This is a genomic window from Herbaspirillum sp. (assembly GCF_017744395.1).
GTDB lineage: Bacteria > Pseudomonadota > Gammaproteobacteria > Burkholderiales > Burkholderiaceae_D > Herbaspirillum.
In genome coordinates this window covers 396054-421705 of sequence record NZ_JAGIBI010000002.1, presented here as the reverse complement: position 1 = coordinate 421705, position 25652 = coordinate 396054, and the positions used below count along the sequence as shown (strand labels likewise).

The window sequence follows — 25652 nt, the reverse complement described above, 5'->3', positions numbered from 1 at the left end:
TTCCCGCAAAGGAACAGCCTGTTTTCTTTTCACCGGCGCAATCCTTCCGCCGGCAAACTCAGCCCTTCAATTTAGCAAACGCCGCCGCCATCGCATTGTTGGCCGGCGCCTGCTCGCGCGAGCGCTGGTTCTGGTACTGCGACAAACGGCGCGCATCGTTGCGGTCGCCGCGCTGCTCGTTGCGCGCCCCCGGCGCCGGCGCGGTGTCGTTCAGGCGCATGGTCAGGGCGATACGCTTGCGCTTCTCGTCCACTTCCAGCACCTTGACCTTGACCACCTGGCCGGCCTTGACCACGGTATGCGGATCCTTGACGAAGGTGTTCGACAGCGCCGAGATGTGCACCAGGCCGTCCTGGTGCACGCCGATGTCGACGAAGGCGCCGAAGGCCGCCACGTTGGTCACCACGCCTTCGAGGATCATGTCCGGACGCAAATCCTTGATCTCTTCCACGCCTTCCTTGAAGGTGGCGGTGGTGAATTCCGGACGCGGGTCGCGGCCCGGCTTGTCGAGTTCCTTCAGGATGTCGGTGACGGTGGGTACGCCGAATTTCTCGTCGGCATACTTGGCCGGCGACAGTCCTTTCAGCAGCGAGGTCTGGCCGATCACGCCCTTCACGTCCTTCTTGATGTCGGCCAGGATCTTTTCCACCAGCGGATACGATTCCGGATGCACCGCGGACGCGTCCAGCGGGTTCTCGCCGTTCATCACGCGCAGGAAGCCAGCGGCCTGCTCGAAGGTCTTGTCGCCCAGGCGCGGCACCTCGCGCAGCGCAGCGCGCGAGGCGAACATGCCCTTCATGTCGCGGTAGGAAACGATGCTCTGCGCCACGCTGGCATTCAGGCCCGACACGCGCGCCAACAGCGGCGCCGAGGCGGTGTTCACATCGACGCCGACGGCGTTGACGCAATCCTCCACCACGGCGTCCAGCGAACGCGCCAGTTGGGTCTGGCTGACGTCATGCTGGTACTGGCCGACGCCAATCGACTTGGGATCGATCTTGACCAGCTCGGCCAGCGGATCTTGCAGGCGGCGCGCGATCGAGACCGCGCCGCGCAGCGACACGTCCAGTTCAGGCAATTCCTTGGAAGCGAATTCGGAGGCCGAATACACCGAAGCGCCGGCTTCCGACACCACGATCTTGGTCAGCTTCAGTTCCGGGCGCAGCTTGATCAGGTCCTGCGCCAGCTTGTCGGTCTCGCGCGAAGCGGTGCCGTTGCCGATCGAGATCAGCGACACCTTGTGCTTCTCGGCCAGCTGCGACAGCGTGTGCAGCGAACCATGCCAGTCGTTGCGCGGCTGGTGCGGGTAGATGGTGTCGGTGGCGACCACCTTGCCGGTGGCGTCGACGATGGCGACCTTGACGCCGGTGCGCAGGCCCGGGTCCAGGCCCATGGTGGCGCGCGGGCCGGCAGGCGCGGCCAGCAGCAGGTCCTTCAGATTGCGGGCGAAGACGTTGATGGCCTCAAGCTCGGCCTCTTCGCGCAGCTTGGTCATCAGTTCGGTCTCCAGGTGCATGAACACCTTCACGCGCCAGGCCCAGCGCACCGTGTCGGACAGCCACTTGTCGGCGGCGCGCCCCTTGTTGGAAACGCCGAAGCGCGCGGCGATGCGGCCTTCGCAAGGGTTGTGCGGGGCATCCCACTTCGGCTTTTCCTCTTCGCTGTCCAGGCGCAGCACGACGTTCAGCATCTCTTCGCGGCGGCCGCGGAACAGGGCCAGCGCGCGGTGTGAGGGAATCGTGCCGAAGGTCTCGGAGTAGTCGAAGTAGTCGGCGAACTTTTCGCCGGCATCCTGCTTGCCTTCCACCACTTTCGATTCGACCACGCCGTGTTCGGTCAGGTATTCGCGCAGGCTCTGCAGCAGCTGGGCATCTTCCGAGAAGCGCTCCATCAGGATCTGGCGCGCGCCGTCCAGCGCCGCCTTGGCATCGGGCACGCCGGGATTGTCGCCGTTGTCGGTGGTGAAGGCCGGCTTGATGTACTTGGCGGCTTCTTCTTCGGGATTCAACGTGGGATCGTTCAGCAACGCATCGGCCAGTTCGGTCAGGCCGGCTTCGGCGGCGATCTGCGCCTTGGTGCGGCGCTTGGGCTTGTAGGGCAGGTACAGGTCTTCCAGGCGGGTCTTGTCTTCCGCGTGGACGATGGCGTCCAGCAGCACCGGCGTCATCTTGCCCTGCTCTTCGATCGAGGCGATGATCGCGGCACGGCGGGCCTCCAGCTCGCGCAGGTAGCGCAGGCGCTCTTCCAGCAGGCGCAGTTGCGTATCGTCCAGGCCGCCGGTCACTTCCTTGCGGTAGCGGGCGATGAAGGGGACGGTTGCACCTTCGTCCAGCAAGGCGATGGCGGCAGCGACCTGAACCGGCTTGGCGACGAGTTCAAGGGCGAGTCGTTGTTCGATAGAAGGCAGCATTGTGAAACCCAGTCAACAATAAAAACAGTAAAGAAAAACAAGCGTTGGATGATACGCAATTCAAGCACATGCGCCAATCTTGACAAGACCGGCGAGATTGGACGCGGAACGGCAAACTCGGGATAATCCCCGCTTTACTTGCCGAATCACCGGCGTACTTCTGTCCATTTTTGCAATATGTCCATCCGTCTCATCGTCGGCCTCGGCAACCCCGGCCCCGAATACGAACAAACCCGGCACAACGCCGGCTTCTGGCTGGTCGACAACCTGGCCGGCCCGGTGCGCCTGGCGCGCGAGGCGCGCTTCAACGCGCTGGCGCTCAAGACCCAGGTGTCCGGCAACGAAGTCTGGCTGCTGGAACCGCAGACCTACATGAACCGTTCCGGGCAATCGGTCGGCGCACTGGCGCGCTTCTACAAGATCGAGCCCGACGAAGTGCTGGTGGTGCATGACGAGCTCGACCTGGCGCCGGGCGTGGCGCGCATCAAGAAAGGCGGCTCCTCCGGCGGCCACAACGGCCTGAAGGACATCACCGCGGCGCTCGGCACGCAGGACTACTGGCGCCTGCGCCTGGGCATCGGCCATCCGCGCACGCTGGGCCTGCAGCAGCCGGTGGCCGATTTCGTGCTGCACCGTCCGCGCAAGGACGAGCAGGCATTGATCAACGAAGCGCTGGACAAGAGCCTGGGTGTGATCCCGCTGCTGTGCCAGGGCAAGTTCGAAGCGGCGATGATGGAACTGCATACCGGAAAATAAAGAAGCGCATACAGGCGCATCAACAACAAGGGGCGACCGTCATACGGCCGCCCCTTGTTCATTGCATACTGATTACTTCAGCGAAGACAGCTTCTGCTCCAGCGCCTTGGCGTCGATCGCGCCCGGCACGCGCGAGCCGTCGGTGAAGATGATGGTCGGCGTGCCGGTGACCTTCATCTTCTTGCCCAGCGCCAGCACGTCCTCATGCGGGGCATTGCAGCTGGCGGCGGCCACCGGGGCTTCCTTGCCGTTGAGCATCCAGTCGCTCCAGGCACGGCTCGGGTTGGGCGCGCACCAGATGTTGCGCGATTTGGAGATGGAATCCGGCGACAGGATGTTGTACTGGAAGGTATAGACGGTGATGTTGTCGACCTCCTGCAGCGTCTTGTGCAGGCGCTTGCAGTAGATGCAGTTCGGATCCTCGAAGATCGCCATCACGCGCTTGCCGTTGCCCTTGACGGTCTTGATCGCCTTGTCCAGCGGCAGGCCGGCGAAAGGCACCTTGTTGATGGCTTCGATCTTTTCCTTGGTGAAGTCGCGGTAGGTCTGCGAATCGACCACGCGCCCGATGAACAGGTATTGCGCCTTGGCGTCGGTATAGATCACGTCGCCGTCGATCTGGATCTCATACAGGCCGGCATACGGGGTCTTGGTCACCGCATCGACCTTGGCATCCTTGCCCAGGCGCGGCTCGATCAGCTTCTTGATGGTGGCCTCGGTGCTGTCGGCCGCCTCGGCCTGCGCGTGGGCCGAAACGCCCGCCACCGTCGATGCCAATACCGCCACGGCCATGCAGATACGGCGCAGCTTGCGCGCCGGGCCGGCGCTCAGAAAATTATTCATGTCAGTCCTGATCCAAATCAAATGCCTGGGCAAACCTGTCGGCCGCCTCAAGGAAAGGGGGTTAATTAACGGGTTAGGGGCGGAAGGAGAGCGCCGCGACCGCCAAACGGCCAAGCGCATCACCTTACCTCAAATCGGCCGCACGCACTCACTTCCCCAGTGCGTGCACGATCAGCCGGCGTTTTAAGACAGGCAGATGGTTGACCAGGTTCATTCCGATATTGCGCGCGACGCGCAACGGCTCGGCTTCGCTGGAAAAAATACGGTTCAGGCCATCGGTGGCCAGCTGCATCAGCAAGACTTCTTCCTTGCGCGCACGCGCATAGCGGCGCAGCACGCGGCTGTCGCCGCAGTCGTATTGCGGCTCGCGCGCGGCCAGCGTATCGACCAATGCCGATACGTCGGCAAAGCCCAGGTTCATGCCGTGGCCGGCCATCGGATGAACCACATGCGCGGCATCGCCGACCAACGCCACGCGCTCGGCGATCATCGCGTGCGGCTTGATCAGCGCCAGCGGGAAAGCCTTGACCACTTCCGGCTGCAAGGGCGCGAGCGCCCCCAGCACCGGCCCGGCCCAGGCCGCCAAACGCTGCGCCAGTTCCGACGCCGGCAGCGCCAGCAATTGCCCGGCCAATACATCCGGCGCCGACCACACCAGGGAAACCCGGTCGCCCGGCAACGGCAACAGCGCGATCACGCCCTCGGCGGGACTGAACCATTGGTAGGCCACGCCCAGGTGCGGCTTCTCGCAACTGAAATTGGTGACGATGGCGCGCTGGCCGTAGGCGCGGTAATCGAGTCCGATGTCGCATTGCCCGCGCACCCACGAATGGCCGCCATCGGCGCCCACCACCAGCGATGCCGCAATGCTTTCGCCGGATTCGAGCGCGATCGTGGCCGCATCGGCTGACACCGACAACGCCGCCGCCCGCCCCTGCACCAGTTTCACATTGGGCGCGAAACGCAACGCGGCATTGAGCGCGGCATCCAGGTTGCGGTCTTCGACGATCCACGCCAGCGCATCGGTGTGCGCGCCGTAGGCATCGAAGGACAACGAACCTGCGCCGCCCTGCTCCGGCGCGCCGTCTCCGAACACCGTCATGTTATCCACCGGCGCGATGCGCCCGGCATCCATCGCCTCCCAGACCCGCACCGACGACAGCAGCCGGCGCGCAGTATGGTTCAGCGCATATACGCGCACATCCCAACTGGCCGCATCCGTCACCGCCTGGCGCGCCGGCGGCGCCAACAGCGTCACCCGCAAACCCGCCTGCGCCAGCCCGAGCGCGGCGGCCTTGCCTACCGCGCCGTTGCCGACGATGCAGATATCGGTACCGGCAGCGGCCGGCGAAGCAGTGATGGATTGGGTGTTGGAAGTCATGGGAGGCATTATAAACTCGGCCCCGTAAATTATTTTTGAGAAAGTCCTTGCGCTATTTTTTTTCTTTGCTATAATTCTCCGTCTTGGCCTGGTAGCTCAGTCGGTAGAGCAGAGGATTGAAAATCCTTGTGTCGGTGGTTCGATTCCGCCCCGGGCCACCAAGTTATAAAAAACGCCAACCTTCGGGTTGGCGTTTTTCATTTCCGAGACAGAAAAATCCATATGCTTGCCTTGTCCTCGGCTTAACCCGTACTTCGGCTTTTGCCCCCCCCCTCTCCTTAACAAGCAAATTCATCCATTTCCGTAGTTCGACGAAAGCGGCAACGTTCAGCGCTCACCAATCAGCTTCCGATACGCATTACACAACCCGATTGATAAAATCGTTGGTAACCATACTGAACATCCAATATGGTCAAAACAAGACAATGAGACTTTGGTGAAAAACTCAATCCGCGTTATTTTCCTTGACGGCATAAGGGGCTGGGCATCGCTCATGGTCTTGCTCTCGCACCTTGTCGCAAACTTCTTGGCGATATTTACGCCACAGCTTCATTTCAACAAAGAGAAGTTGATGAGCGATATCGCCGATCATCACTACTGGGGCTTCATCTTTGGTGTTTTTTTGCGATTCGTCACCGATGGGCATCTTGCCGTTCTGATTTTCTTTGTGCTTTCAGGATACGCCCTCAGCGCCGCTCATTTAGTCCCGCCAAAACGGAATTTGGGACTTGCCGCGGCGGCACGGTACTTCCGACTGATGATCCCCATTCTGTTTACCAGTTGCATTGCCTACCTTTTATTAAAATTCGGCTTGTTTTTCAACGTAGAAGCGACCAGAGCAGAACCTGCATATGCCAATTGGCTTGGGACATTTTATAACTTTGATGCCAACTTCCTTAAGGCACTTAAATTCTCGCTTCACGACGTCTTTCTAAAATACGATGATGCAGGCACATACAATTCCAGCTTATGGACGATGCGAACCGAATTGTATGGATCGTTTTTTATTTACTTGTATCTTGCAGTATTCAGAAAAACTGAAAAAATCCAATGGAAAATCATTGGAATACTCGGCTTGGCCTTGTATCTATTTGAAACACTCTACGCTTGCTTCGTCGCGGGATACGTCATCGCCGAATTGAATAAAAAATACCAGTCTGGGGATATGGCCATCTACAAATGTCCCTCTCAAATCGTTTTGCTGTGTATCTTTGCTATTGCGGCTATTGCCTCGACCTTCTTCCGCGGGAACGACAAAATTACTTTCTTGATCGCGACTGCGATTGTTTTCTCGGTATCCTTCTCTTCTTGGCTGAAGTCGTTTTTTTCAACACGTATTTCTGAATTTTTGGGGAAAATTTCATTTCCCCTGTATCTAATTCAGATCCTGGTCATTTGCTCCTGGTCATCGTATTTAGCCATTCACCTTCCAAGGTTTGGCTTATCCAACCTTCACTCTTGCTTCCTTATTTTTTTCTCGACCGTAACTATCTGTCTCATTGCCAGTATCGGCCTGATCCCAGTTGAAAAAACCAGCGTCGTCTTATCAAAAAAGATAGCAAGACTGATCTTGCGCGGTGCCGAATCCGGTGTGAGGAATTTGGTCCGACTCTATCCCAATCCGCCGAAATCATGAAGCGACACACTGACCTTCCGTAAAAGCCTGATGTCTTTTATCAACAGGTCGCAACCATTCAGGGCTTCGTGGGCCAGCCGACAACGGCAATGCTATATAATGCCGATCGTTGCTGCGCCACAAGATGCCAATCGATTGAAATGAGGCTATCGCCGTTTCATAGCATTGGTGCTGTACGGATTGAAATCCTTGTGCCGGTGGTTCGATCCCACTCCAGGCCGTCAAGAACGTCCTGAAAACGCCAGCCCTCACCGGTTGGCGTTTTTCTTTTTTATCTTATTCATCACAATATATAAATCGGGCTTGGCTCTCTGGATTACCCAGGATTTCCAGATTCCAGACGCCTGATAAACGGCCTTACATATAAAAACGGGGATGCGGGGGAAATGAAAGTTGCCGAACCGGCAGTCAAGCGCGATATGCCGCTTGCCTATCGACCTGATATTGATGGACTGAGAGCGGTCGCCATCCTCTCCGTCGTTTGCTTCCACGCTTTTCCCAACCTATTGCACGGCGGTTTCGTCGGCGTCGATATCTTCTTCGTCATCTCCGGCTTCCTGATTTCCTCGATCATCTTCCGGGGAATGGAAAAGAACACGTTCTCTTTCACGAACTTCTATCTGCACCGCATCAAGCGCATTTTCCCCGCGCTGGCCCTGGTACTCACGACCTGTTTCATCGTCGGCTGGTTCTCATTGCTGCCGGACGAATACAAACAACTGGGCAAGCATATGGCTGCCGGCGCAGGCTTCGTACAAAACTTCGTATTGTGGAAAGAATCGGGCTATTTTGATGTGGCATCGGACCTCAAACCGCTCCTTCATCTCTGGTCCCTGTCGGTTGAAGAGCAGTTCTACCTTTTTTACCCCTTGCTGGCCTGGGCCATCTGGAGAAGCAATCTAAATATGCGCGCCATGGTTCTGGTGCTCATGGTGATCTCTTTCGGCTTGAATGTATGGTGGATACATGAAGATGCCTCCGGAACCTTCTATCATCCCGCAACGCGCGTCTGGGAATTGCTGGCCGGCGCAACATGCGCGCTAGCAACCACGCGCCTCAATAGCACCATCACAAAGTGGCTTTCCGGGGGCGATGCCAAAGCGAACCATATCCTGTCCGGATTCGGCCTGGCACTGATTGTCGCGGCATTGGGGACCATCGACAGGAACAGCCTATTCCCCGGATGGTGGGCGCTCCTGCCCGTGACTGGTGCGGCATTGCTGGTCCTGTCCGGGCCACAAGCCTGGGTAAATCGTCACATACTGGGCAATCGCCTGATGGTCTGGGTAGGCCTGATCAGCTATCCTCTTTACCTATGGCATTGGCCGCTATTGTCGTTCGCCCATATCATCACAGCGACCACACCGTCATCCCGCATTCGCATGGCCGCCGTCGCCTTGAGCTTCTTGCTGGCCTGGCTTACATATCGCCTGTTGGAAAAGCCCATTCGCTTTGGACGCAACACTTGGGCAATACCGGTTACGCTCGTTCTGGTTTTAGCAGCCGTTGGCTACATCGGCTACAACGACTTCGAAAGAAACGGCTTATCGTTCCGGTTGCCGTCGAATTACGAATTGGAACCTGTGTTCACAGGTAACGCAGACCCTATTTGCCAAGCTGCCGATGGACAAGGTATCGAATTCTGCCGGCAATCGAAAGCAGGGAAACCCACCATATTCCTCTTGGGAGACTCCCATGCCTGGCATTTGTTCGATGGCTTGACCTCTGCCTCCTCTGGAACGAAGGAAATCATCACGGTACGCTCGATGGGGGCTTGCCTAGGATTTTCCGGCGTATCTGCCGACCCCAAGCGAACCGATTGCCTCGCTAACAAAAATCGCATTTTTTCAGCCGCCACAAGCGATGACATTCGTACCGTAGTCATCTCGGCGCGCTGGGATATTTATTTCGAACCGTCTCTCAAGGCCGCCTCGGAGCAAGCCTTGCGGGAAATCCTGACACGCTTGACCAACAAGGGCAAACGCATCGTCTTCGTGCTGGATATCCCCATACTCGAATTCCATCCCAAATACTGCCTCGATATCCACTTGCCATTGCGCCCCAGCATATCTGCAATCGGAAACTGCGCCATTTCCCGACAGGCATTTGACGAAAAAACACATGACTACCGCGAGATCGTTACACGCATCCTGAAAGATTTCCCTCAAGTGCAAGTCTTCGACAGCGCAACAAAGCTTTGCGACGACAGGCAATGCCCGATCATGCAAAACGGAAAACTGCTGTACCGAGACTATGACCACTTGTCGGTAACGGGATCGGAATATATTGCAAAATGGCTGGAGCCGCTCATCTTGCAAAAACCGCATTGATGCCGGAAGCCGGCGAGAGAATCATCAGATATATTGCGATGTTTCAATATACAGAAACGCCAACCATCGATGGTTGGCGTTTCTGTTTTTATAGTCAGGAAACCACATCCTTGAGTGTAAAAGGCCGCAAACTATGCGGCATACCTGTCAATACACTGACAACCGCACACTCCAAAGCGCTTTTATCATCCCGCCCCCGCAATCCTCAGCATTTCCTAAGTATTGTCTACTAGCTTACGAGGAATATGTAGCCGTGAGCTGGCCCAGCTCGACAATGTTGGCGGCGCAATAACTACAAAGATGGAGACACCATGCGCATTCTTCTGGCCGAGGATCACAGGCCGCTGGCCGACTGGCTGTCGCTGACCTTCGAGCGCAGCAATTTTTCGGTCGATTGCGTCTACGATGGAGAGGGCGCCGATCACCTGCTGCTGACGCAACAATACGATCTGGTCGTGCTCGACATTTCCTTGCCCAAGCTCAATGGGAACGAAGTCGTCAAACGGTTGCGCGCACGCGCCAGTACCGTCCCGGTACTGATGCTGACGGCCAACAACTCGGTCGAGGGCCGCGTGGTCAGCCTCGACCTGGGCGCCGACGACTACCTGGGCAAGCCTTTCGCCGTCAAGGAACTGGAAGCCCGGATGCGCGCCCTGCTGCGCCGCTCCGAACAGCACCCCTGCCCGCATTGGCAATGCGGCTCCCTGCTCTACGACAGCAATACCCGCGCCTTCACGCTCGACGCGGCGATGCTGTCGCTGCCGCCGCGCGAGCACGCCGTGCTGGAAACCCTGATGCTGAAATCAGGCAAGACGGTAAGCAAGAAGATGATCTCCGACACCTTGTTCGCCATGAACGAGTCGGCCTCTTCCGAAGCGATCGAAGTCTATATCCACCGCTTGCGCAAGAAACTGGCCAACAGCGACGTGGCCATCGTGACCTTGCGCGGCCTGGGCTATATCCTCAAGCAGAGCGGCCAGCTTGACTAGCCTGCGCAGCCAGCTCCTGCTGTGGCTGCTGCTCCCGCTAGGCATCTTCGTCGCAGTCAGCAGCTGGGTCACCTATCGCAACGCGGTAGACATGGCCACCGCCACCCACGACCGCCTGCTGCTCGGTTCGGCCCGCATCATCGCCGAACAGATACGCTATGACGACGGCATTTTCCAGGTGGAGGTCCCGCCGTCGGCGCTGGAGCTGTTCCAGTCGAGCGCCCACGACCATGTCTATTACCGGGTCACCGCCGCCAACGGCACCTTGCTGGCGGGATCGGACGACCTGCCCCTGCCGCCCGACAAGCTGAGCCCGGAATCATCGATCTTCTTCACCGCAAGCTTCCGGGGCGAGAAGGTGCGCATTTCCGCTTATGGGAAATCCGTCATTGCCGCGCCGGATGACGAACTGGTCATCGTCGAAGTCGCGCAAACCCTGCAGGCCCACAAGATCTTTTCCGACCAGATCTGGGAACACGCGGTCCTGCAGCATTCGCTGATCCTGGTATTCGTCGCGGTGCTGCTCGGCCTGGGCGTGCGCAGCGCGCTGGCGCCGGCGATGCAACTGCGGGACCATATGCAGCATCGCAAGCCCGATTCGCTCGAACCGCTCGCCAAGCTGAACATCCCGGATGAACTGGTCCCGATCGTCGATGCCGTCAATCACTACGTCACGCGCCTGGACGAGCATATGGCCGCGCATAGCCGCTTCATTGCCAATGCCTCCCACCAGTTGCGCACGCCCTTGACGGTGCTGGCCACCCAGGTCGACTACGGCTTGCGCAGCGGCGATCTCCAGGGCAAGGATGCCGCGCTGCGCGGCATGGATATCTCGCTGCAGCATGGCATCCGCCTGGTCAACCAATTGCTGCTCCTGTCCAGCGCGGAAGCCGCCGGCGACAAGCGGGGCGGCGCAGGCGAGGAAGAAATCGACCTGGTCGCGGTGGTGCAGCAGACCCTGGAAGAATTCGCCATGTTCGCGCAGGAGAAGCGCATCGACCTCGGTTTCGATTGCGCATATGACAGCGTGACCGTCGGAAACGGGATGCTGCACGAACTGGTCTCCAACCTGGTCGACAATGCCCTGCGCTATACGCCTCGCGGCGGCATCGTCACGGTATCGCTCGCAAGGAACGAGGCGGCGATTGTCCTGAAAGTGGCCGACAATGGCCCCGGCATCCCGGAGCAAGAGCGGCAGCGCGTGTTCGAACGCTTCTACCGCCTCAGCTCCGGCCAGCCTGACGGCACCGGCCTCGGTTTGGCCATCGTGGCCGAGATCGCGGCAGCCATCGGCGCCGTCGTCGCGCTCTCGTCCTCCGACGAACAGCGCGGCCTGACCGTGACCGTCACCATTCCCGTCCGGCAATGAGCGCGGGGTTGCCGCATTGATATCGCGCGCCACCTCGTTGCGAAAACAAGACAGCCGCGGCGAAAACTGAAAGCCAGTCGTAAGAATCAAAATTTTATAGTGGCTCCACTGGGCTGCAGCCGGCCCAGCGCAAACAAACCCGAATAATTGGAGACCACCACATGAAGACCAAAATTGCCGGAATGGCAGCACTCGCCCTGCTGGGCGTCGGCAGCGCACAGGCGCAATCGAGCGTGACCATCTATGGCTTGATCGATGCCACCATCAGCACCAAGAACAATGCCGACGCCAGCGGCCACCGCCTGACCGGCATCTCGACCGCCTACTTCAGCGGCAACCGGCTCGGCTTCAAGGGCAATGAAGACCTGGGCGGCGGCATGAGCGCCATCTTCAAGCTGGAAGCGGAATTCGTGGTCGGCACCGGCGAAATGGATACCCCGGGCGTGCTGTTCAACCGCGATTCGTGGGTCGGCCTCGCAGACAAGAACACCTTCGGCCAGGTAACCCTGGGTCGCCAGAACACGCTGGCGCGCGACTTCGCGCAGATCTATGGCGACGCCTACGGCTCCGAGGCGCTGGGTTACGAAGAAGGCGGCTTCACCAACAACAACAACTTCAAGCAGATGATCTTCTACGCCGGCAGCGCAACGGGTACCCGTTACGATAACGGCCTGGTCTGGAAGAAAGTCTTCAACAACGGCATCGTCGCCGGCGCCGGCTACCAGTTCGGCGAAGTCGCCGGCTCCCTCAACTCCGGCTCCACCAAGTCGCTGGCGCTCGGCTACAACGGCAGCAGCTACCTGGTGTCGGGCTTCTACAACGAAGCCAACGTCAACAACAAGGTCGACGCCACCACGGAAAAGCACAAGTCCTACTCCCTGGGCGGCAGCTACTTCCTCAACAAGCTGGTGCGCCTCAATGCCGGCTACTTCCGTTACACCGCCGAACAAGGCGCGCTGGGCAAGCGTACCGACAATGCCTGGACCGTCTCGACCAAGCTGACGCCGCAAGGCGTGATGGACTACGAACTGGGCTACCAGGTCATGAATGCCAGCAATGCGGCCTTGAACAAGGCCGGCGATTCCACGCTCAACGCCTACAGCGACGCATCGGGTTCGACCGCAACCAGCTCAGGCAAGAAATCGACGCTGTACGCATCGATGTTCTACCACCTCTCCAAGCGCACCGAACTGTACGTCGCCGCCGACTACATGAAGCTCACCGGCGATTATCGCGTCGGCTCCGCCAACGGTTTCAAGAACCAGACCGAACTTGCGGTGGGTATGCGTACCCGCTTCTGAATCCCGCATCTCCTTGCTTGAAATAGTCTTTGAGGTTACGGCGCATGTTCCATGCGCCGTTTTTTTGCGCCTCCACGGCACAGGAACATCCCCGCTACGCGATGTCGGGAAACGACGTCTTCAGGCGGTATTGCCGCTGCCGGTAATTTCCTTCCAGGCCGCTGAAGCTGCAATCGACATCGCTGAACAGGCGGCCGATGCGATTCAATGTGGATCGCTGCTCATCGGTCTCGATGGCGACCAGGCGGCGCTTGCTCCTGGCGTAGCAGTCGCAAATATCGACCACCAGGCAATGGCCGTAGTCGGCATGCTTCACGTCGATCAGCAAGGCCTCCGGCTTGGTCAGGCCGAACGTCGCCGCCAGTTCGACCCGCGCGCTCAGGAACGGGTTGGCATTCCTGAATTTGTCGTCCAGGCGCCCCATGGCGGCCACGGCCCAGGCGCTGGGATGGGCGCGCGCCGAAAACGCCTCCAGCGCCTCCCTGGCCTGCCGGTTGCCTTGTCCGGCCGCCTGTTGCCACCAGTACAGCGCCCGCACATCGTTGAGCTTGTCATCGCGGCGGTTGCGCCAGGAGACCTGCGCGAATTCGCATTGCGCTTCCACCAGCCCCATGTCCGCGGCCTTTTCCAGGTACCGCAGGGCGACTTCCAGGTTGCGCTGCGAGTAGATCGAGCGCGAATAGATTCTGGCTAGCGCATGCCATGCCGGCGCCGCCCCGCCATCGCCGGCCAGCGTCAGCCAGTGCAGCGCCTTCTTGAAGTTAGCCAGGCCGTGTTTCATGAAGACCCGGTTACCCTCACGGTCGATCTTGGCGCAGAGCAGGCCCAGTTCCAGCTGCGCCTCGGTGTTGCCGGCCAGGGCGGCCAGCTCCAGGGCATGCTCTATCTCGACCAGGTCCGGCTTCGGCGCCCGCAGGCGCCATTGCGCAAACCGCAGCAGCAAGGCCGACTCCTCGGTCGACAGGGAAACACCGCCGGCGACGTCCGCCTCCTTTTCCATCTGCGCTACCGCAACGGCATTGCGTTCGAACAGCCGCTTGACCAGTACCGCGGCGCCGCGCGCAAAACCCGCGTAATCGGCTTTCTTCCAGGCCTTGTCCAGCAACGCGTACTGCGCCTGCTCGATGCCTGCCTGTGCCGCCTCGCTGATCAACCGGTCTTCCAGCTTGAGGACGCCGCCAGGCAGCATCGCCTTGAGCCTCTCCCCGGTCGCGCCGTCGCTATCCTCGTCATGGCCGTGCATCTGCATTTGCTGCGCCAGCAGCCACTGCGCCTGGTGGTCGTCCTTGCTGGCCAGGAAAGACAAGGCGCCGATCGCCCTCGCGTGACTGTTGCTGTCGAACTGTTCCGTGTTCTCCAGCACCAGGCGCGCAAATGTGAGCCCGGCATGCGTGACGCCCGCATCGAACGCCTTCTCGTACCACACCGCAGCTTCGCTCGGCGGCGACAGGTCCTTGACCTGCTCATAAGGGATATTGCGCCCTATCATCATCCAGGCGTCGTCGACCCCTTGCTGGGCCGCCCGCTTGAGCCAGTAGAATGCGGTGCCGTTGCTTCTGGGCAGTCCGGTTCCGCCATAAAGGTAGCGGCTGCCCAATGCCAGTTGCGCTTTGGATTCGCCTGCTCGTGCGGCCTTGATCACGGCCAGTTCTTCGCGTGTCGCCATTGTGGTTACCTGTCGCTTCCGTAAGCTTGATGAGAATGGGCGTCGGAGAGATCCACAAAAAGGCAATGACGGTGAGGCATGAAATCTCTCCAACAGGTGGCGTCGTGGCGACGCCTGGATTCGTAAAATCAAAGACAAAAGAATCCCCCGCCGGCGCATATCACTGCGTCGGATTTCTGTGCCCTGGTGATCGGTCGGCGACAATGCCGAGTCGGGCCTTCTGTTGGGTGTGGCGGTTCCGGGTTTCCGGAGATTCCGGCAGAGCCGGTGTTGACGATTGCGGTATTTTGGCAGCGGACGGCGCCAAAAATTCAATGGCGCAATCGACTATTACGAATCGCTGATGCTTGTTAAGAAATTCGCCGCTACAAGATCGCGGTTACTGTTCAGGACTGCAAAGACACACCTGAACAATGGCCCAGGCGCAGAGTGAAAAACTCCTTCGTCCGGCTCAGCTTCAACTCATCCGGAATGTATTGCCGTGCTTGTCCCGAGCAAAAAATATCGCAATGAAAAATCGATCTCCGTAGCTTCGCGAGTAAAAAAACAAAAGGGACACCGCATGAAAATCATGCGGCGCCCCCTGTTTTTAAAAGCTCATGCATAGTCGCCCAACGGGCGACGAATGCATCAGAACTTGTGGCGGATACCCACGGCCACGGCTGCCTGGTTGCCATCGACACCGGTGCTGTCAGATACGCCGGTGTTGACCATGTCGGTGCCCTTCGTGTACGCCAGGAAGGCATACAGGTCGGTGCGCTTGGACAGCCAGTAGTCGGTACCGATGTTGTACTGGGTCAGCTTGCCCTTGCCCGACACGCCGTCGAACTGGGCGCGGGTGTGTTCCACCGCTGCCAGCAGCTTCAGCGACGGGCTCAGCGAGTAGGCGGTACCGATTTCGTACACGTCAGCCTTGTTCGCGCGCGCCAGGGTACGGTTGGTCACCGTATCCAGCGGGCCGACGCCGACGGCGGTCAGATTGGCCTGGGTATTGAGGTCCTGCTTCACGCGCGACCAGTTGGCGTACACGCGCGCCGGGCCGAACTGGTACGAACCCACCAGGTTCCAGCCCTTGTAGGCGGTGTTGCCGGCAGTGCCGTCCAGGGTGTTGACCGAAGCGGTGGTGCTCGACGACGGGATCAGGGCGGTATCCGACGAGAAGGCGGTGCCGTTGGCCTTGGACTGGTAGTAGTTCAAGCCCAGGCCCAGCGGGCCGTTGTCGTACTTCACGCCCGCGCCGAAGGACTGGCCGGCGGAAGTCTTGCCAGCGGTTTCGCCGAAGCCATAGATCAGGTTACCGGTGAAGCCGCTCAGGTTGTTGGTGGTGTAGGAAATCGAGTTGTTGGTGCGGGTGCCTTCCAGGCGGTCCAGGTTGTGGCCGACGTTACCGGTCCAGCCGCCGAAGTCGGCAACCGAGGTGTAGGCGGAAATGGTGTCGGCGAAGTCAGTCTGGCGCCCCAGCAGCACGGTACCGAAACCGCCGGCCAGGCCGACCACCGACTTGCGGCGGAACAGGTTGGAGGAAGTCGCCGCATCGGAGCCTTGCAGGCCGCCGGTATCGTTGTTGAAACCGGCCTCCAGGTTGAACACGGCCGACAGGCCGCCGCCCAGATCTTCAACGCCCTTGAAGCCGATACGCGAACCTTGGACGACGCCCGAGTTCAGGCTGAACTTGCTGCCAGTGTTACCGCCGCCGGTGGCGACTTTGCTTTGGTAAACAACGCCAGTATCAACGATACCGTAGATGGTAACGGAGCTTTGTGCTTGAGCAGCACCTGCGAATGCGCCAAGGACGGCCAGTGCCAGCAGTGATTTTTTCATTTGACATCCTTCTATAAAAATAGTCTTGAGGATCCGTACTTCAGTCGGATGGAGAAACATTAAAGCTTCTGATTCCCCATGACTTCTCCTTTGTGGATAGAAGCAATTTTTTAGATGGGATCAAAAAATTAAAATGGCATTTGTTGTATTTTTTTATCGTGGTACTGACCAGCTTGCGCCAATGCATATCGATCGGGCGCAACGGCACATCGGGGCCGGCGACGCCGCATTTCAACAGCACAAATGAAAATGCCGTTCAGCTATTCACTGAACGGCATCACGGCCTGGCGGCCCTTGCTGTTACTCGACAAGCCTGTGAACAGGCCCTAAACCATCACGCTCACAACGCCATGTCGGCCGCGGCTTTCTCTTGTGGCTTGCTCATGCTGGCGCGGCCGCCGTCAGGTTGCCCGGCCTTGGGCGCGATGGCCGGAGGCGGCGCCAGTTGCAGCACGTCGCTGGTGTAAGCCCACTCCTTGGCGACCTGGTCGGGATGATCGTTGAGCTTGGTGCCGTAGCTCGGCACGATCTGGCGGATCTTGGCTTGCCATGCGGGCGTGGCGACCTTGTCCTTGAACACCTTCTCCAGCACGCTGAGCATGATCGGCGCGGCAGTCGATGCCCCCGGCGAAGCGCCCAGCAGACCGGCGATGCTGCCATCCTTGGCGGCGACGATCTCGGTGCCCAGCCTCAGCACGCCCCCCTTCTCTTCATCGCGCTTGATGATCTGCACGCGCTGGCCGGCTTGCCACAGGCGCCAGTCTTCCTTCTTGGCATTGGGGAAGTATTCCTTGAGCGCGGCGAAGCGCTCGTCGTCCGACAGCATCAGCTGGCCGGCCAGGTATTCCACCAGCGGGTATTCGGCGACGCCGACCTTCACCATCGGCCAGGCATTGTGCGTGGTGGTGCTGGAGAACAGGTCCCAGTACGAGCCTTCCTTCAGGAACTTGGTGGAGAACGTGGCGAAGGGGCCGAACAGGATCACGCGCTTGCCGTCCAATACGCGAGTATCCAGGTGCGGCACCGACATCGGCGGCGCGCCGACCGAAGCCTTGCCGTAGGCCTTCGCCAGGTGGCGCTCCGCCACCGCCGGGTTGTCGGTCACAAGGAAGGAACCGCCCACCGGGAAGCCGGCGTACTCGCGCGCTTCCGGAATGCCCGATTTTTGCAGCAGCTTCAGTGCGCCGCCGCCGGCGCCGATAAAGACGAACTTGGCGTCGGTCTCGGTCGTGCTGCCGTCCTTCAGGTTCTTGTAGCCGATACGCCAGGTGCCATCGGCATTACGTGTGATATCCCGCACTTCGCTGGAAAGCTTGAGCGTGAAATTGGGGCGGGTCTGCAGGTAGGCGGCGAACTGGCGGGTGATTTCGCCGAAGTTGACGTCGGTGCCCAGCGGCGTCCAGGTGGCGGCCAGCTTCTGCCGGGGATCGCGCCCTTCCATCATCAGCGGCACCCACTTCTTGATCTGTTCGTGGTCTTCCGAATACTGCATGCCGGCAAACAGCGGGCTGGCCTGCAGCGCTTCATAGCGCTTCTTCAGGTAAGCCACGTTCTCGTCGCCCCAGATGAAACTCATGTGCGGAGTCGAGTTGATGAAGGAGCGCGGATTCTTCAGCACGCTGTGCCTGACCTGCCAGGCCCAGAACTGGCGCGAGATCTGGAAGGCTTCGTTGATCTCGATGGCCTTGGCGATCTCGATCTTGCCGTCCTTGTTCTCCGGCGTGTAGTTCAGCTCGGCCAACGCCGAGTGGCCGGTACCGGCATTGTTCCAGCCGTTGGAGCTTTCCTGGGCGACACCGTCGAGGCGCTCGACCATTTCCATCGACCAGCCCGGCTCCAGCTCATTGAGCCAGACCGCCAGCGTGGAGCTCATGATGCCGCCGCCAATCAGCAGCACGTCGACTTTCTTGACGTCGGCTGCCTGCGAAGCCGGTGCCAGCACCAGCGCAAATACAAATCCCAGCAATGCCAGGAAGGATTTTTTCAACATTGTCTAATCCGTGTTTGATGAAGTGAGATCCGTTCCCCAGGCTTGCACAATGGCCATGCAGGATGCGACGGCAAAAGCGTACTTTCGTCGCCAATTGCGCGTGTCTGCATGAACTTGGGGATTTCAGACTACCGGCTTCGAGGGCGCCGGAACCGGCTGCCCCGAAAGGTCTGGCACTAAGCTTGGCTCAATGCGCCTGCCGGATTCAACTGCCTGTCCGATTCTTGTCTCCGGCATTTGAGGATGCCTGTACAAAACCGTCTCCATCAGAGCGAACCGCGAGCGAGTCATGTTGAAGCCGCAAGCTTAACATGTTGCGCCAGCGCTGACGACTGCGGATCTCCTTCGCCGGCTGGCGTCGGCCGTATGGCAACGCGCCCGCATGATGCCGGCAGCACCAGCGCGCCTCTCTGATGCATAAAAAAAGCGGAACGTATATGCGTTCCGCTTTTTGTTTGTGGCCCGTATGCGGCCTGATGGCAACTACCTCGATCAAGCCTTCAACTGGGTCAGTCCCTGGGCAGCGATCGCCTTGAGCCACCCCAGGCCGGCCGATGTGGCGCCGGCGGGGTTGTATTCGCAGCCGATCCAGCCCTGGTAACCGAGCGTATCGATCAGCTTGAGCAGGTAGGGATAGTTCAGTTCGCCCACATCCGGCTCATGGCGCTCGGGCACGCCGGCGATCTGGATGTGGCCGATGCCGGCCATGTCGCGCTTCAACTTCACGGCGACGTCGCCTTCGACGATCTGGCAGTGATAGCAATCGAACTGCACCTTCAGGTTCTCTGCGCCGATCTCGGCGCAGATGGCTTGCGCATCGTCCTGGCGGTTCAGGAAGAAACCGGGGATGTTGCGGGTGTTGATCGGCTCGATCACCACGGTGATGCCGGCCGACTCCGCCTGGTGCGCGGCGTACGACAGGTTGTCCACGTACACGGCGCGGTGCTTGGCGCGGTCCTGGCCCGGCTTGATCAGGCCGGCCATCACGTGCAGCGTCTTGTTGCCGATCACCGAGGCGTACTTCAGCGCGGTCTCGATGCTGCGCTTGAATTCGTCTTCGCGGCCCGGCAGCGAGGCGATGCCGCGTTCGCCGGCGGCCCAGTCTCCCGGCGGCGCGTTGAACAGCGCTTGGGTCAGGCCGTTGGCGTCCAGGCGCGACTTGATTTCCTCAGGCTGGTAATCGTACGGGAACAGGAATTCGACGCCCGGGAAGCCATCCTTCGCCGCGGCGGCGAAACGGTCCAGGAAATCGTGTTCGGCATACATCATGCTCAGGTTGGCGGCAAAACGCAGCATCGTGTGCTCCTTGAATGTTGAGGTGCGGCCGGCCCCGGCAACCGGAACCGGCCATGCCCGGATTTTACGGAAATATTACTTGTTGACCACGTTGGGCTTGGTCACCAGTGTCGCGATGGCGCCCACCACCAGCATCACGGCCAGCATGTACATGCCGGTCGCATTGCTCTTGGTCAGGTCCTTGAAGTAGCCGATCAGGTACGGGCTGACGAAGCCGGCCAGGTTGCCCACCGAGTTGATGGCGGCGATGCCTACGGCAGCGGCGGCGCCCGACAGGAACGAAGTCGGCAGCGACCAGAACAGCGGCGCGCAGGTCAGCACGCCGGCGGCGGCCAGCGACAGCGCGGCGATCGAGATCGCGGTGTTGTCGGCGAACATGGCGGCGCCGATGAAGCCCACGCAACCCATCATGGCCGGCACCACCAGGTGCCAGCGGCGCTCGCGCATGCGGTCGGCGCTGCGGCCGATCAGGTTCATGGCGACGATGGCGCAGCCGAACGGGATCGCCGACAGCAGGCCGATCTGCAGGTTGCCGACGACGCCGGTGGCCTTGACCAGGGTCGGCATCCACAGCGTCAGGCCGTATTGGCCCATGACGAAGGCGAAGTAGATCAGGCACATCAGCCATACGCGGCCATCCTTGACGATGGCGCCGAAGCCGTGGCCGCTTTCCTTGCCCTTCTGGTCGCCGTCGATGTCGGCTTGCAGCATCTTCTTCTCGTCATCGCTCAGCCACTTGGCGCTCTTGACGTCGTTGTCCAGGTACAGCAGCGTCACCAGGCCGATCAGCACGGCCGGGATCGCTTCGATCAGGAACATCCACTGCCAGCCTTCCAGGCCGCCGTTCTGGTGGAACGCGTCCATGATCCAGCCCGACAGCGGGTTGCCCAGGATGCCGGCCACCGGGATGCCGGACATGAACACCGCGATCACCTTGGCGCGGCGGTGCGACGGGAACCAGTAGGTCAGGTACAGGATGATGCCGGGATAGAAGCCGGCCTCGGCCAGGCCCAGCAGGAAGCGCAGGATATAGAACTGGGTCGCGTTCTGCACGAACATGAACACGGCCGAGAGGATGCCCCAGGTGATCATGATGCGGGCGATCCAGATGCGCGCGCCGACCTTATGCATCAGGATGTTGGACGGCACTTCGAACAGGAAGTAGCCGATGAAGAACAGGCCGGCGCCCAGGCCGAACACGGTTTCCGAGAAGCCGAGGTCGGCCGACATCTGCAGCTTGGCGAAGCCGACGTTGACGCGATCGAGATAAGCGATCACGTAGCACAGCATCAGGAACGGCATGATGCGCCAGAAGACTTTCTTGTACAGGCCGTCCTTGGCCTGCTCGTTGGCGCCGCTTGCGGCAGCGGCGGTGGTGGTTGCGGTGGTCATGCTTACTACATCTCCCTAAGAGGTATCGGCCGTTGGTGACGGCCGCTGGTTGCTTGGCGCCCGCATTCGCATGCGGGCAATTTATGGATTCAATATGAAAGGGCGGTTATCGGCTGGCTCGCATCGCGGGCGCGGTTGCGTCCGGATACGCATAGGCGGGCAAACGACAGACTGCTTCCTCAAGATTGATCGTCCGGTCTTGTGCCGGCTCTTTCCCTTCCGGCAAGCTTCATGCGCGGAAGGCACGTGGCGGCGCAGGCGGCGCCGCCACGCTTGTCGCAAAAACGGGAGCGCTGTTGTTTACCAGCGCGCCTTGAATACGTCGCGCAACTCCTGCAACGCCGCTTCTTCCAGCGCCGCGGCTCCGCCGCAGAGATGCCACAGCTTGGCGGTCTCTTCCAGCTCTTCCAGCGCGAAGGCGGCCTTGGAGACCGAGCTTTCCCAGACCACCGGACCAAGCCGCTCCAGCAGCACGCCGCGCACCTTGGCGGCGATCTTCGCCACCTGCTCGGCCACTTCCGGCGCGCCGGGGCGCGCGTACTTGATCAGCGGGATATGGCCGACCTTCATCACGTAATACGGCGTGATCGGCGGCAGCACGTCTTCTTCCTTCCACACGCCCTTGATGGTCAGGCTGACCAGGTGGGTGGAATGGGTGTGCACCACCGCATGCATCTCGGGATTGTTGTCGTACACCGCGCGGTGCAGCACCAACGTCTTGGACGGCTTGTCTCCGGCTACCCAGTTGCCGCCGGCATCGACCTTGGAGATCGCGGCCGGGTCGAGGAAGCCGAGGCAGGCGTCGGTCGGCGTGATCAGCCAGCCGTCGTCCAGCCGCGCGCTGATGTTGCCGGCCGAACCGACGGTATAGCCGCGCTGGTACAGCGATGCGCCGATGCGGCAGATCTCTTCGCGCAGTTTGGCTTCGATGCTCATGCCGCCTTCCCCGCCAACGCGCGCAGCGCCTTCTCGAAGAAATCGACGGTGCCGAAATTACCCGACTTCAGCGCCAGGGCGATCGGCTGCGCATCCAGCGTGGCGGTCGCCGGCACACCCGGGTCGATCTGCGGGCCGATGCGCAGCGCGCGCACGTCCAGCGCCTGCACCACCGCGCCCGAGGTCTCGCCGCCGGCCACCACGAACTGGCGCACGCCGCGCTGCTTCAGGCCGGCAGCGATGGCGGCCAGCGCCTGTTCGACGATGTGGCCGGCCTTGGCCACGCCCAGTTCCTTCTGTACCGCCTTGACCTCATCCGACGTGGCGGTCGCATAGATCAGCACCGGCTCGTTCTTGATCCGTTCGTCGGAGAAAGCCAGCGCCTGGCCGACCACATCCTCGCCGCGCGCCAGGGCCAGCGGGTCGATACGGAACGACGGGCGCGTGGCCTTCCATTCGGCGACCTGCGCATTGGTGGCCTTGGAGGCGCTGCCTGCCAGCACCACGGACAAGCCGTCCACCTTGGGCAGTTGCGCCGCTTCGCCGACCGCATGCAGCAAGCCGGCGCGACGGAAATTCTCGGGCAGGCCCAGCGCCACGCCGGAACCGCCGGTGATCAGCTTCAGTTCGGCGCAGGCTTCGCCCAGCGTGAACAGATCCTTGTCGGAGACCGCATCGGCGATGGCCATCTTCACGCCGTCGGCGCGCAATGCGGTGAAGCGCTCCTGCACGGCGGCCGCGCCGCGCGCCACGGCGTCGTAGCGCACCAGGCCGACCTTGGATGCGGTCTGGCGCTGCAGCACGCGCACCAGGTTGGCGTCGGTCATCGGCGTCAACGGATGGTTTTCCATGCCGGATTCGTTCAACAGCGCATCGGCAACGAACAGGTAGCCGCGGTAGATGGTGCGGCCGTTTTCCGGGAAGGCCGGGCAGGCTATGGTGAAGTCCACGCCCAATTCCTTCATCAGCGCGTCGGTCACCTGGCCGATGTTGCCGGCGTCGGTGGAGTCGAACGTGGAGCAATACTTGAAGAAGAACTGCGTGCAGCCCTGCTGCTGCAGCCAGCGCAGCGCGGCCAGCGATTGCTCGATGGCCTCGGCGGCGGGGATGGTGCGCGACTTCAATGCGATCACCAGCGCATCGGCGGCGACGGCGGGCATCTCGGCCGGCACGCCGATGGTCTGCACCGTGCGCATGCCGCCGCGCACCAGCATGTTGGCCAGGTCGGTGGCGCCGGTGAAATCGTCGGCGATGCAACCCAGGAGAGGTTTGGCTTGTGACATGGTTGACTCCGGAATATTAGAGCGTGCTTACTTGGCCTTGGCCGCGGGCAGGTCGATGCCCGGGAAGATCTTGATCACGGCCGAGTCGTCCTCGCCGCCGTGGCCGGCGGTGGAGGCCATCATGAACATCTGGTGCGCGGCGGCCGAGAGCGGCAGCGGGAACTTGCTGCGGCGGGCGGTATCGAGCACCAGGCCCAGGTCCTTGACGAAGATGTCGACCGCCGACAGCGGGGTGTAGTCGCCGTTGAGGATGTGCGGCACGCGGTTCTCGAACATCCAGGAATTGCCGGCGCTGTGGGTGATGACGTCGTACAGCGCATCCGGGTTCACGCCTTCGCGCAGGCCCAGCGCCATCGCTTCGGCGGAGGCGGCGATATGCACGCCGGCCAGCAGCTGGTTGATGATCTTGACCTTGGAACCGATGCCGTGCGCGTTGCCCAGGCGGTAGACCTTGCCGGCCATGCCCTGCAACACGTCTTCGATCTTGGCGTACACCTCGTCGGGACCGGAGGTCATCATGGTCATCTCGCCCGAAGCGGCGCGCGCGGCGCCGCCGGACACCGGCGCGTCCAGCAGCAGCAGGCCCTGCTCGCCCAGGCGCTTGCCCAGTTCGATGGCGAAATCCGGCGCCACGGTGGCGCTGGAGATCACCACGCTACCGGGCTTCAGGGCCGACGCCGCACCGTTCTCGCCGAACAGCACGGCTTCGGTCTGGGCGGCATTGACCACCAGCGTGATCACCACGTCGACCGATTTGGCCAGCTCGGCCGGATTGGCGCAGGCCACGCCGCCGGCGGCGGCGAACTTATCCAGCACTTCCTTGCGCACATCGCAGGCATGCACGTTGAAGCCTGCGCGCAACAGCGAACTGGCGACGCCGAAACCCATCGCACCCAAACCGATCACACCCACATTCTTGGACATCGTTGTCTCCACTGAGAGAAGCAAAAAGCGCCGCTGCCATTGTCGTGATGCAGACCTGCGCCGGTTGATGATGTGACGCCGGCCTTGGCCGGCGTCGCCTATTCGTAATCCTGCCCTGCCAGGGGGCTAGCTCTGCCCCAGGCTCAAGCGCCGCGCCGCATTGAACATATGCGCCTGCGCCGCGTTGCGCGCCGCCATCTCGTCGCCGGCGCGGATCGCCTCGACGATGGCTTCGTGCTCTTCGCGCACCTGGCGCGAAAAATCCTCGTAGCGGGCTTCGTTGCCGCGCGTGACTGCCGTGGCCGCCTCCAGGTACTGCGAGAGGAACTCCAGCGTCTTGATGAAGTACGGATTGCGCGTGGCCTGCGCCAGCGCCCGGTGGAACGCCACATCGGCGGCCACGCCGTCGCCGCCGGCGGCCACGTCCGTGCCGATACGCGCCAGCGCCGCCTCGATCGCCTCGATATCGGCCTCGGTGCGGCGCTTGGCCGCCTGCGCCGCCACCTCGGCCTCGATCGCGCGGCGCAGTTCGACGATCTGCAATACCGCGTCGGGCGAACTCACTTCAGCATAGTCAATGCGTAGCGGTTTGATACCCGCCTGCTCCGTCACGAAAACGCCGCTGCCCTGGCGCGGTTCCACCACGCCCTCATGCTTCAGGCGCGAGATCGCCTCGCGCACCACGGTGCGGCTGACGCCGAACTCCTGCGCCAGCACCGCCTCGGTAGGCAACTTGCTGCCGCGCGGGAAAGCGCCGCCATCGATGTTGTCCAGCAGTTGCCGGGCAACCCTGTCGCTAAGCGCCTGTGCAGGGATTTTCTGAAACATGCTGTCTCGCGTCGTTATCGTAAGGTTATCCGGTCATCATACAAATTTATCGATCGATCGGCAACGCGATTTTTTGTTTTTACCGGAAGAAACGACCAAAAAATCAGACAAATGAATACTTTTAAGCGACGTTATACAGTTATATCAGCAAGTTCGATCCAGACATGAAAATTTCGCATAACTGGCGGCCTTGCCACACCCTAACCGCCCGCCACACACCGGCAAGGCCGGCGCAACGCCCCGTGCCGCTCTAGAACTCATTTCATCAATAGGCGTGAGTGCGAGCGAGTCCCGTTTGGGATGGAGTGCAAGGCGCGAATTTGGGTCAAGACTGGGCGTCTTGACCCAAATTCGTAACGCGGCAATCCGCCCAAACGGGCCGCTCCCTCCGGGTTCTGCTCAGAAAGGGCGCTGGCCGCGTTGCGCTCCTTGCGTTTGGCACCGCCACACGACGCCTCGCGCGCCTTCCTTGCCAGCGTCCTTTCTGAGCAGAACGCATCT

The 25652-nt window shown here is 60.8% G+C and carries 18 protein-coding genes and 1 tRNA gene; 7 read left to right on the top strand and 12 right to left on the bottom strand.

The features are described from left to right. Positions 1–58: 58 nt before the first annotated feature. Entirely contained in the window at positions 59–2410 is a 2352-nt protein-coding gene (locus tag J7548_RS07785) for a Tex family protein (RefSeq protein WP_290972724.1), read from the bottom strand. A 177-nt stretch (positions 2411–2587) separates the two neighbouring features. Here J7548_RS07785 and pth point away from each other — a divergent pair, with 177 nt between their 5' ends. Next, on the top strand, positions 2588–3166 hold the full coding sequence (pth, locus tag J7548_RS07780) for an aminoacyl-tRNA hydrolase (protein WP_290972721.1): 579 nt from the start codon (positions 2588–2590) through the stop codon (positions 3164–3166). A gap of 72 nt (positions 3167–3238) precedes the next feature. Here the strand turns inward: pth and J7548_RS07775 are convergent, their stop codons facing one another. Together J7548_RS07775 and J7548_RS07770 are read right to left on the bottom strand one after the other, a co-directional pair. Continuing rightward, on the bottom strand, positions 3239–4009 hold the full coding sequence (locus J7548_RS07775; protein ID WP_290972718.1) for a DsbC family protein: 771 nt from the start codon (positions 4007–4009) through the stop codon (positions 3239–3241). 148 nt (positions 4010–4157) lie between these two features. Continuing rightward, positions 4158–5390 (bottom strand): FAD-dependent monooxygenase, encoded by a 1233-nt coding sequence (locus tag J7548_RS07770; RefSeq protein ID WP_290972715.1) that lies wholly within the window; start codon positions 5388–5390, stop codon positions 4158–4160. Between the two features lie 85 nt (positions 5391–5475). On the opposite strand from J7548_RS07770, the gene J7548_RS07765 reads away from it, so the two are divergent. From J7548_RS07765 to J7548_RS07740, 6 genes are all read left to right on the top strand, one after another. Further along, positions 5476–5551 (top strand) — tRNA-Phe (locus J7548_RS07765). Between the two features lie 275 nt (positions 5552–5826). Then, positions 5827–7026 carry an acyltransferase gene (locus tag J7548_RS07760; RefSeq protein ID WP_290972708.1) on the top strand — a complete coding sequence of 400 codons (1200 nt, stop codon included), beginning with the start codon at positions 5827–5829 and terminating at the stop codon, positions 7024–7026. 386 nt (positions 7027–7412) lie between these two features. Next, a complete protein-coding gene (locus J7548_RS07755) occupies positions 7413–9356 on the top strand; it encodes an acyltransferase family protein (protein WP_290972705.1) in 1944 nt (647 codons plus the stop codon). A gap of 311 nt (positions 9357–9667) precedes the next feature. Then, a complete protein-coding gene (locus J7548_RS07750) occupies positions 9668–10345 on the top strand; it encodes a response regulator (protein ID WP_290972702.1) in 678 nt (225 codons plus the stop codon). After that, entirely contained in the window at positions 10338–11714 is a 1377-nt protein-coding gene (locus J7548_RS07745; protein ID WP_290972701.1) for a sensor histidine kinase, read from the top strand. Before J7548_RS07750 ends, J7548_RS07745 begins: the two co-directional genes overlap by 8 nt. Before the next feature lie 161 nt (positions 11715–11875). Then, positions 11876–13015, top strand: a complete 1140-nt coding sequence (locus J7548_RS07740) for a porin (RefSeq protein ID WP_290972699.1) — start codon at positions 11876–11878, stop codon at positions 13013–13015. 94 nt (positions 13016–13109) lie between these two features. Here J7548_RS07740 and J7548_RS07735 read toward each other — a convergent pair whose 3' ends face one another. From J7548_RS07735 to J7548_RS07695, 9 genes are all read right to left on the bottom strand, one after another. After that, positions 13110–14681, bottom strand: a complete 1572-nt coding sequence (locus tag J7548_RS07735; protein WP_290972696.1) for a hypothetical protein — start codon at positions 14679–14681, stop codon at positions 13110–13112. Between the two features lie 630 nt (positions 14682–15311). Continuing rightward, positions 15312–16502, bottom strand: a complete 1191-nt coding sequence (locus J7548_RS07730; RefSeq protein WP_290972693.1) for a porin — start codon at positions 16500–16502, stop codon at positions 15312–15314. 340 nt (positions 16503–16842) lie between these two features. Then, positions 16843–18492, bottom strand: coding sequence for a malate dehydrogenase (quinone) (gene mqo / locus J7548_RS07725; RefSeq protein ID WP_290972690.1), 1650 nt, complete (start codon positions 18490–18492; stop codon positions 16843–16845). A 492-nt stretch (positions 18493–18984) separates the two neighbouring features. Then, positions 18985–19788, bottom strand: coding sequence for a 2-oxo-tetronate isomerase (gene otnI / locus J7548_RS07720; protein ID WP_290972686.1), 804 nt, complete (start codon positions 19786–19788; stop codon positions 18985–18987). Between the two features lie 75 nt (positions 19789–19863). Next, a complete protein-coding gene (locus tag J7548_RS07715; protein ID WP_290972683.1) occupies positions 19864–21180 on the bottom strand; it encodes an MFS transporter in 1317 nt (438 codons plus the stop codon). A 300-nt stretch (positions 21181–21480) separates the two neighbouring features. Beyond that, complete coding sequence (locus tag J7548_RS07710; protein WP_290972680.1) at positions 21481–22116, bottom strand: aldolase; 636 nt, start codon at positions 22114–22116, stop codon at positions 21481–21483. Beyond that, on the bottom strand, positions 22113–23399 hold the full coding sequence (otnK, locus tag J7548_RS07705; protein ID WP_290972677.1) for a 3-oxo-tetronate kinase: 1287 nt from the start codon (positions 23397–23399) through the stop codon (positions 22113–22115). Before otnK ends, J7548_RS07710 begins: the two co-directional genes overlap by 4 nt. Before the next feature lie 27 nt (positions 23400–23426). Next, a complete protein-coding gene (ltnD, locus tag J7548_RS07700) occupies positions 23427–24392 on the bottom strand; it encodes an L-threonate dehydrogenase (RefSeq protein WP_290973343.1) in 966 nt (321 codons plus the stop codon). A gap of 57 nt (positions 24393–24449) precedes the next feature. Further along, positions 24450–25151, bottom strand: coding sequence for a FadR/GntR family transcriptional regulator (locus J7548_RS07695; RefSeq protein WP_290972674.1), 702 nt, complete (start codon positions 25149–25151; stop codon positions 24450–24452). Positions 25152–25652: the final 501 nt, after the last annotated feature.

Bases quoted from the DNA above. Each gene is read 5' to 3' on its own strand.
- J7548_RS07750 (WP_290972702.1), top strand. From the start codon at position 9,668: ATGCGCATTCTTCTGGCCGAGGATCACAGGCCGCTGGCCGACTGGCTG.
- otnK (WP_290972677.1), bottom strand. From the start codon at position 23,399: ATGTCACAAGCCAAACCTCTCCTGGGTTGCATCGCCGACGATTTCACC.
- J7548_RS07755 (WP_290972705.1), top strand. From the start codon at position 7,413: ATGAAAGTTGCCGAACCGGCAGTCAAGCGCGATATGCCGCTTGCCTAT.
- J7548_RS07775 (WP_290972718.1), bottom strand. From the start codon at position 4,009: ATGAATAATTTTCTGAGCGCCGGCCCGGCGCGCAAGCTGCGCCGTATC.
- J7548_RS07695 (WP_290972674.1), bottom strand. From the start codon at position 25,151: ATGTTTCAGAAAATCCCTGCACAGGCGCTTAGCGACAGGGTTGCCCGG.
- J7548_RS07740 (WP_290972699.1), top strand. From the start codon at position 11,876: ATGAAGACCAAAATTGCCGGAATGGCAGCACTCGCCCTGCTGGGCGTC.
- J7548_RS07785 (WP_290972724.1), bottom strand. From the start codon at position 2,410: ATGCTGCCTTCTATCGAACAACGACTCGCCCTTGAACTCGTCGCCAAG.
- J7548_RS07730 (WP_290972693.1), bottom strand. From the start codon at position 16,502: ATGAAAAAATCACTGCTGGCACTGGCCGTCCTTGGCGCATTCGCAGGT.
- otnI (WP_290972686.1), bottom strand. From the start codon at position 19,788: ATGCTGCGTTTTGCCGCCAACCTGAGCATGATGTATGCCGAACACGAT.
- mqo (WP_290972690.1), bottom strand. From the start codon at position 18,492: ATGTTGAAAAAATCCTTCCTGGCATTGCTGGGATTTGTATTTGCGCTG.
- J7548_RS07770 (WP_290972715.1), bottom strand. From the start codon at position 5,390: ATGACTTCCAACACCCAATCCATCACTGCTTCGCCGGCCGCTGCCGGT.
- J7548_RS07710 (WP_290972680.1), bottom strand. From the start codon at position 22,116: ATGAGCATCGAAGCCAAACTGCGCGAAGAGATCTGCCGCATCGGCGCA.
- J7548_RS07715 (WP_290972683.1), bottom strand. From the start codon at position 21,180: ATGACCACCGCAACCACCACCGCCGCTGCCGCAAGCGGCGCCAACGAG.
- pth (WP_290972721.1), top strand. From the start codon at position 2,588: ATGTCCATCCGTCTCATCGTCGGCCTCGGCAACCCCGGCCCCGAATAC.
- J7548_RS07735 (WP_290972696.1), bottom strand. From the start codon at position 14,681: ATGGCGACACGCGAAGAACTGGCCGTGATCAAGGCCGCACGAGCAGGC.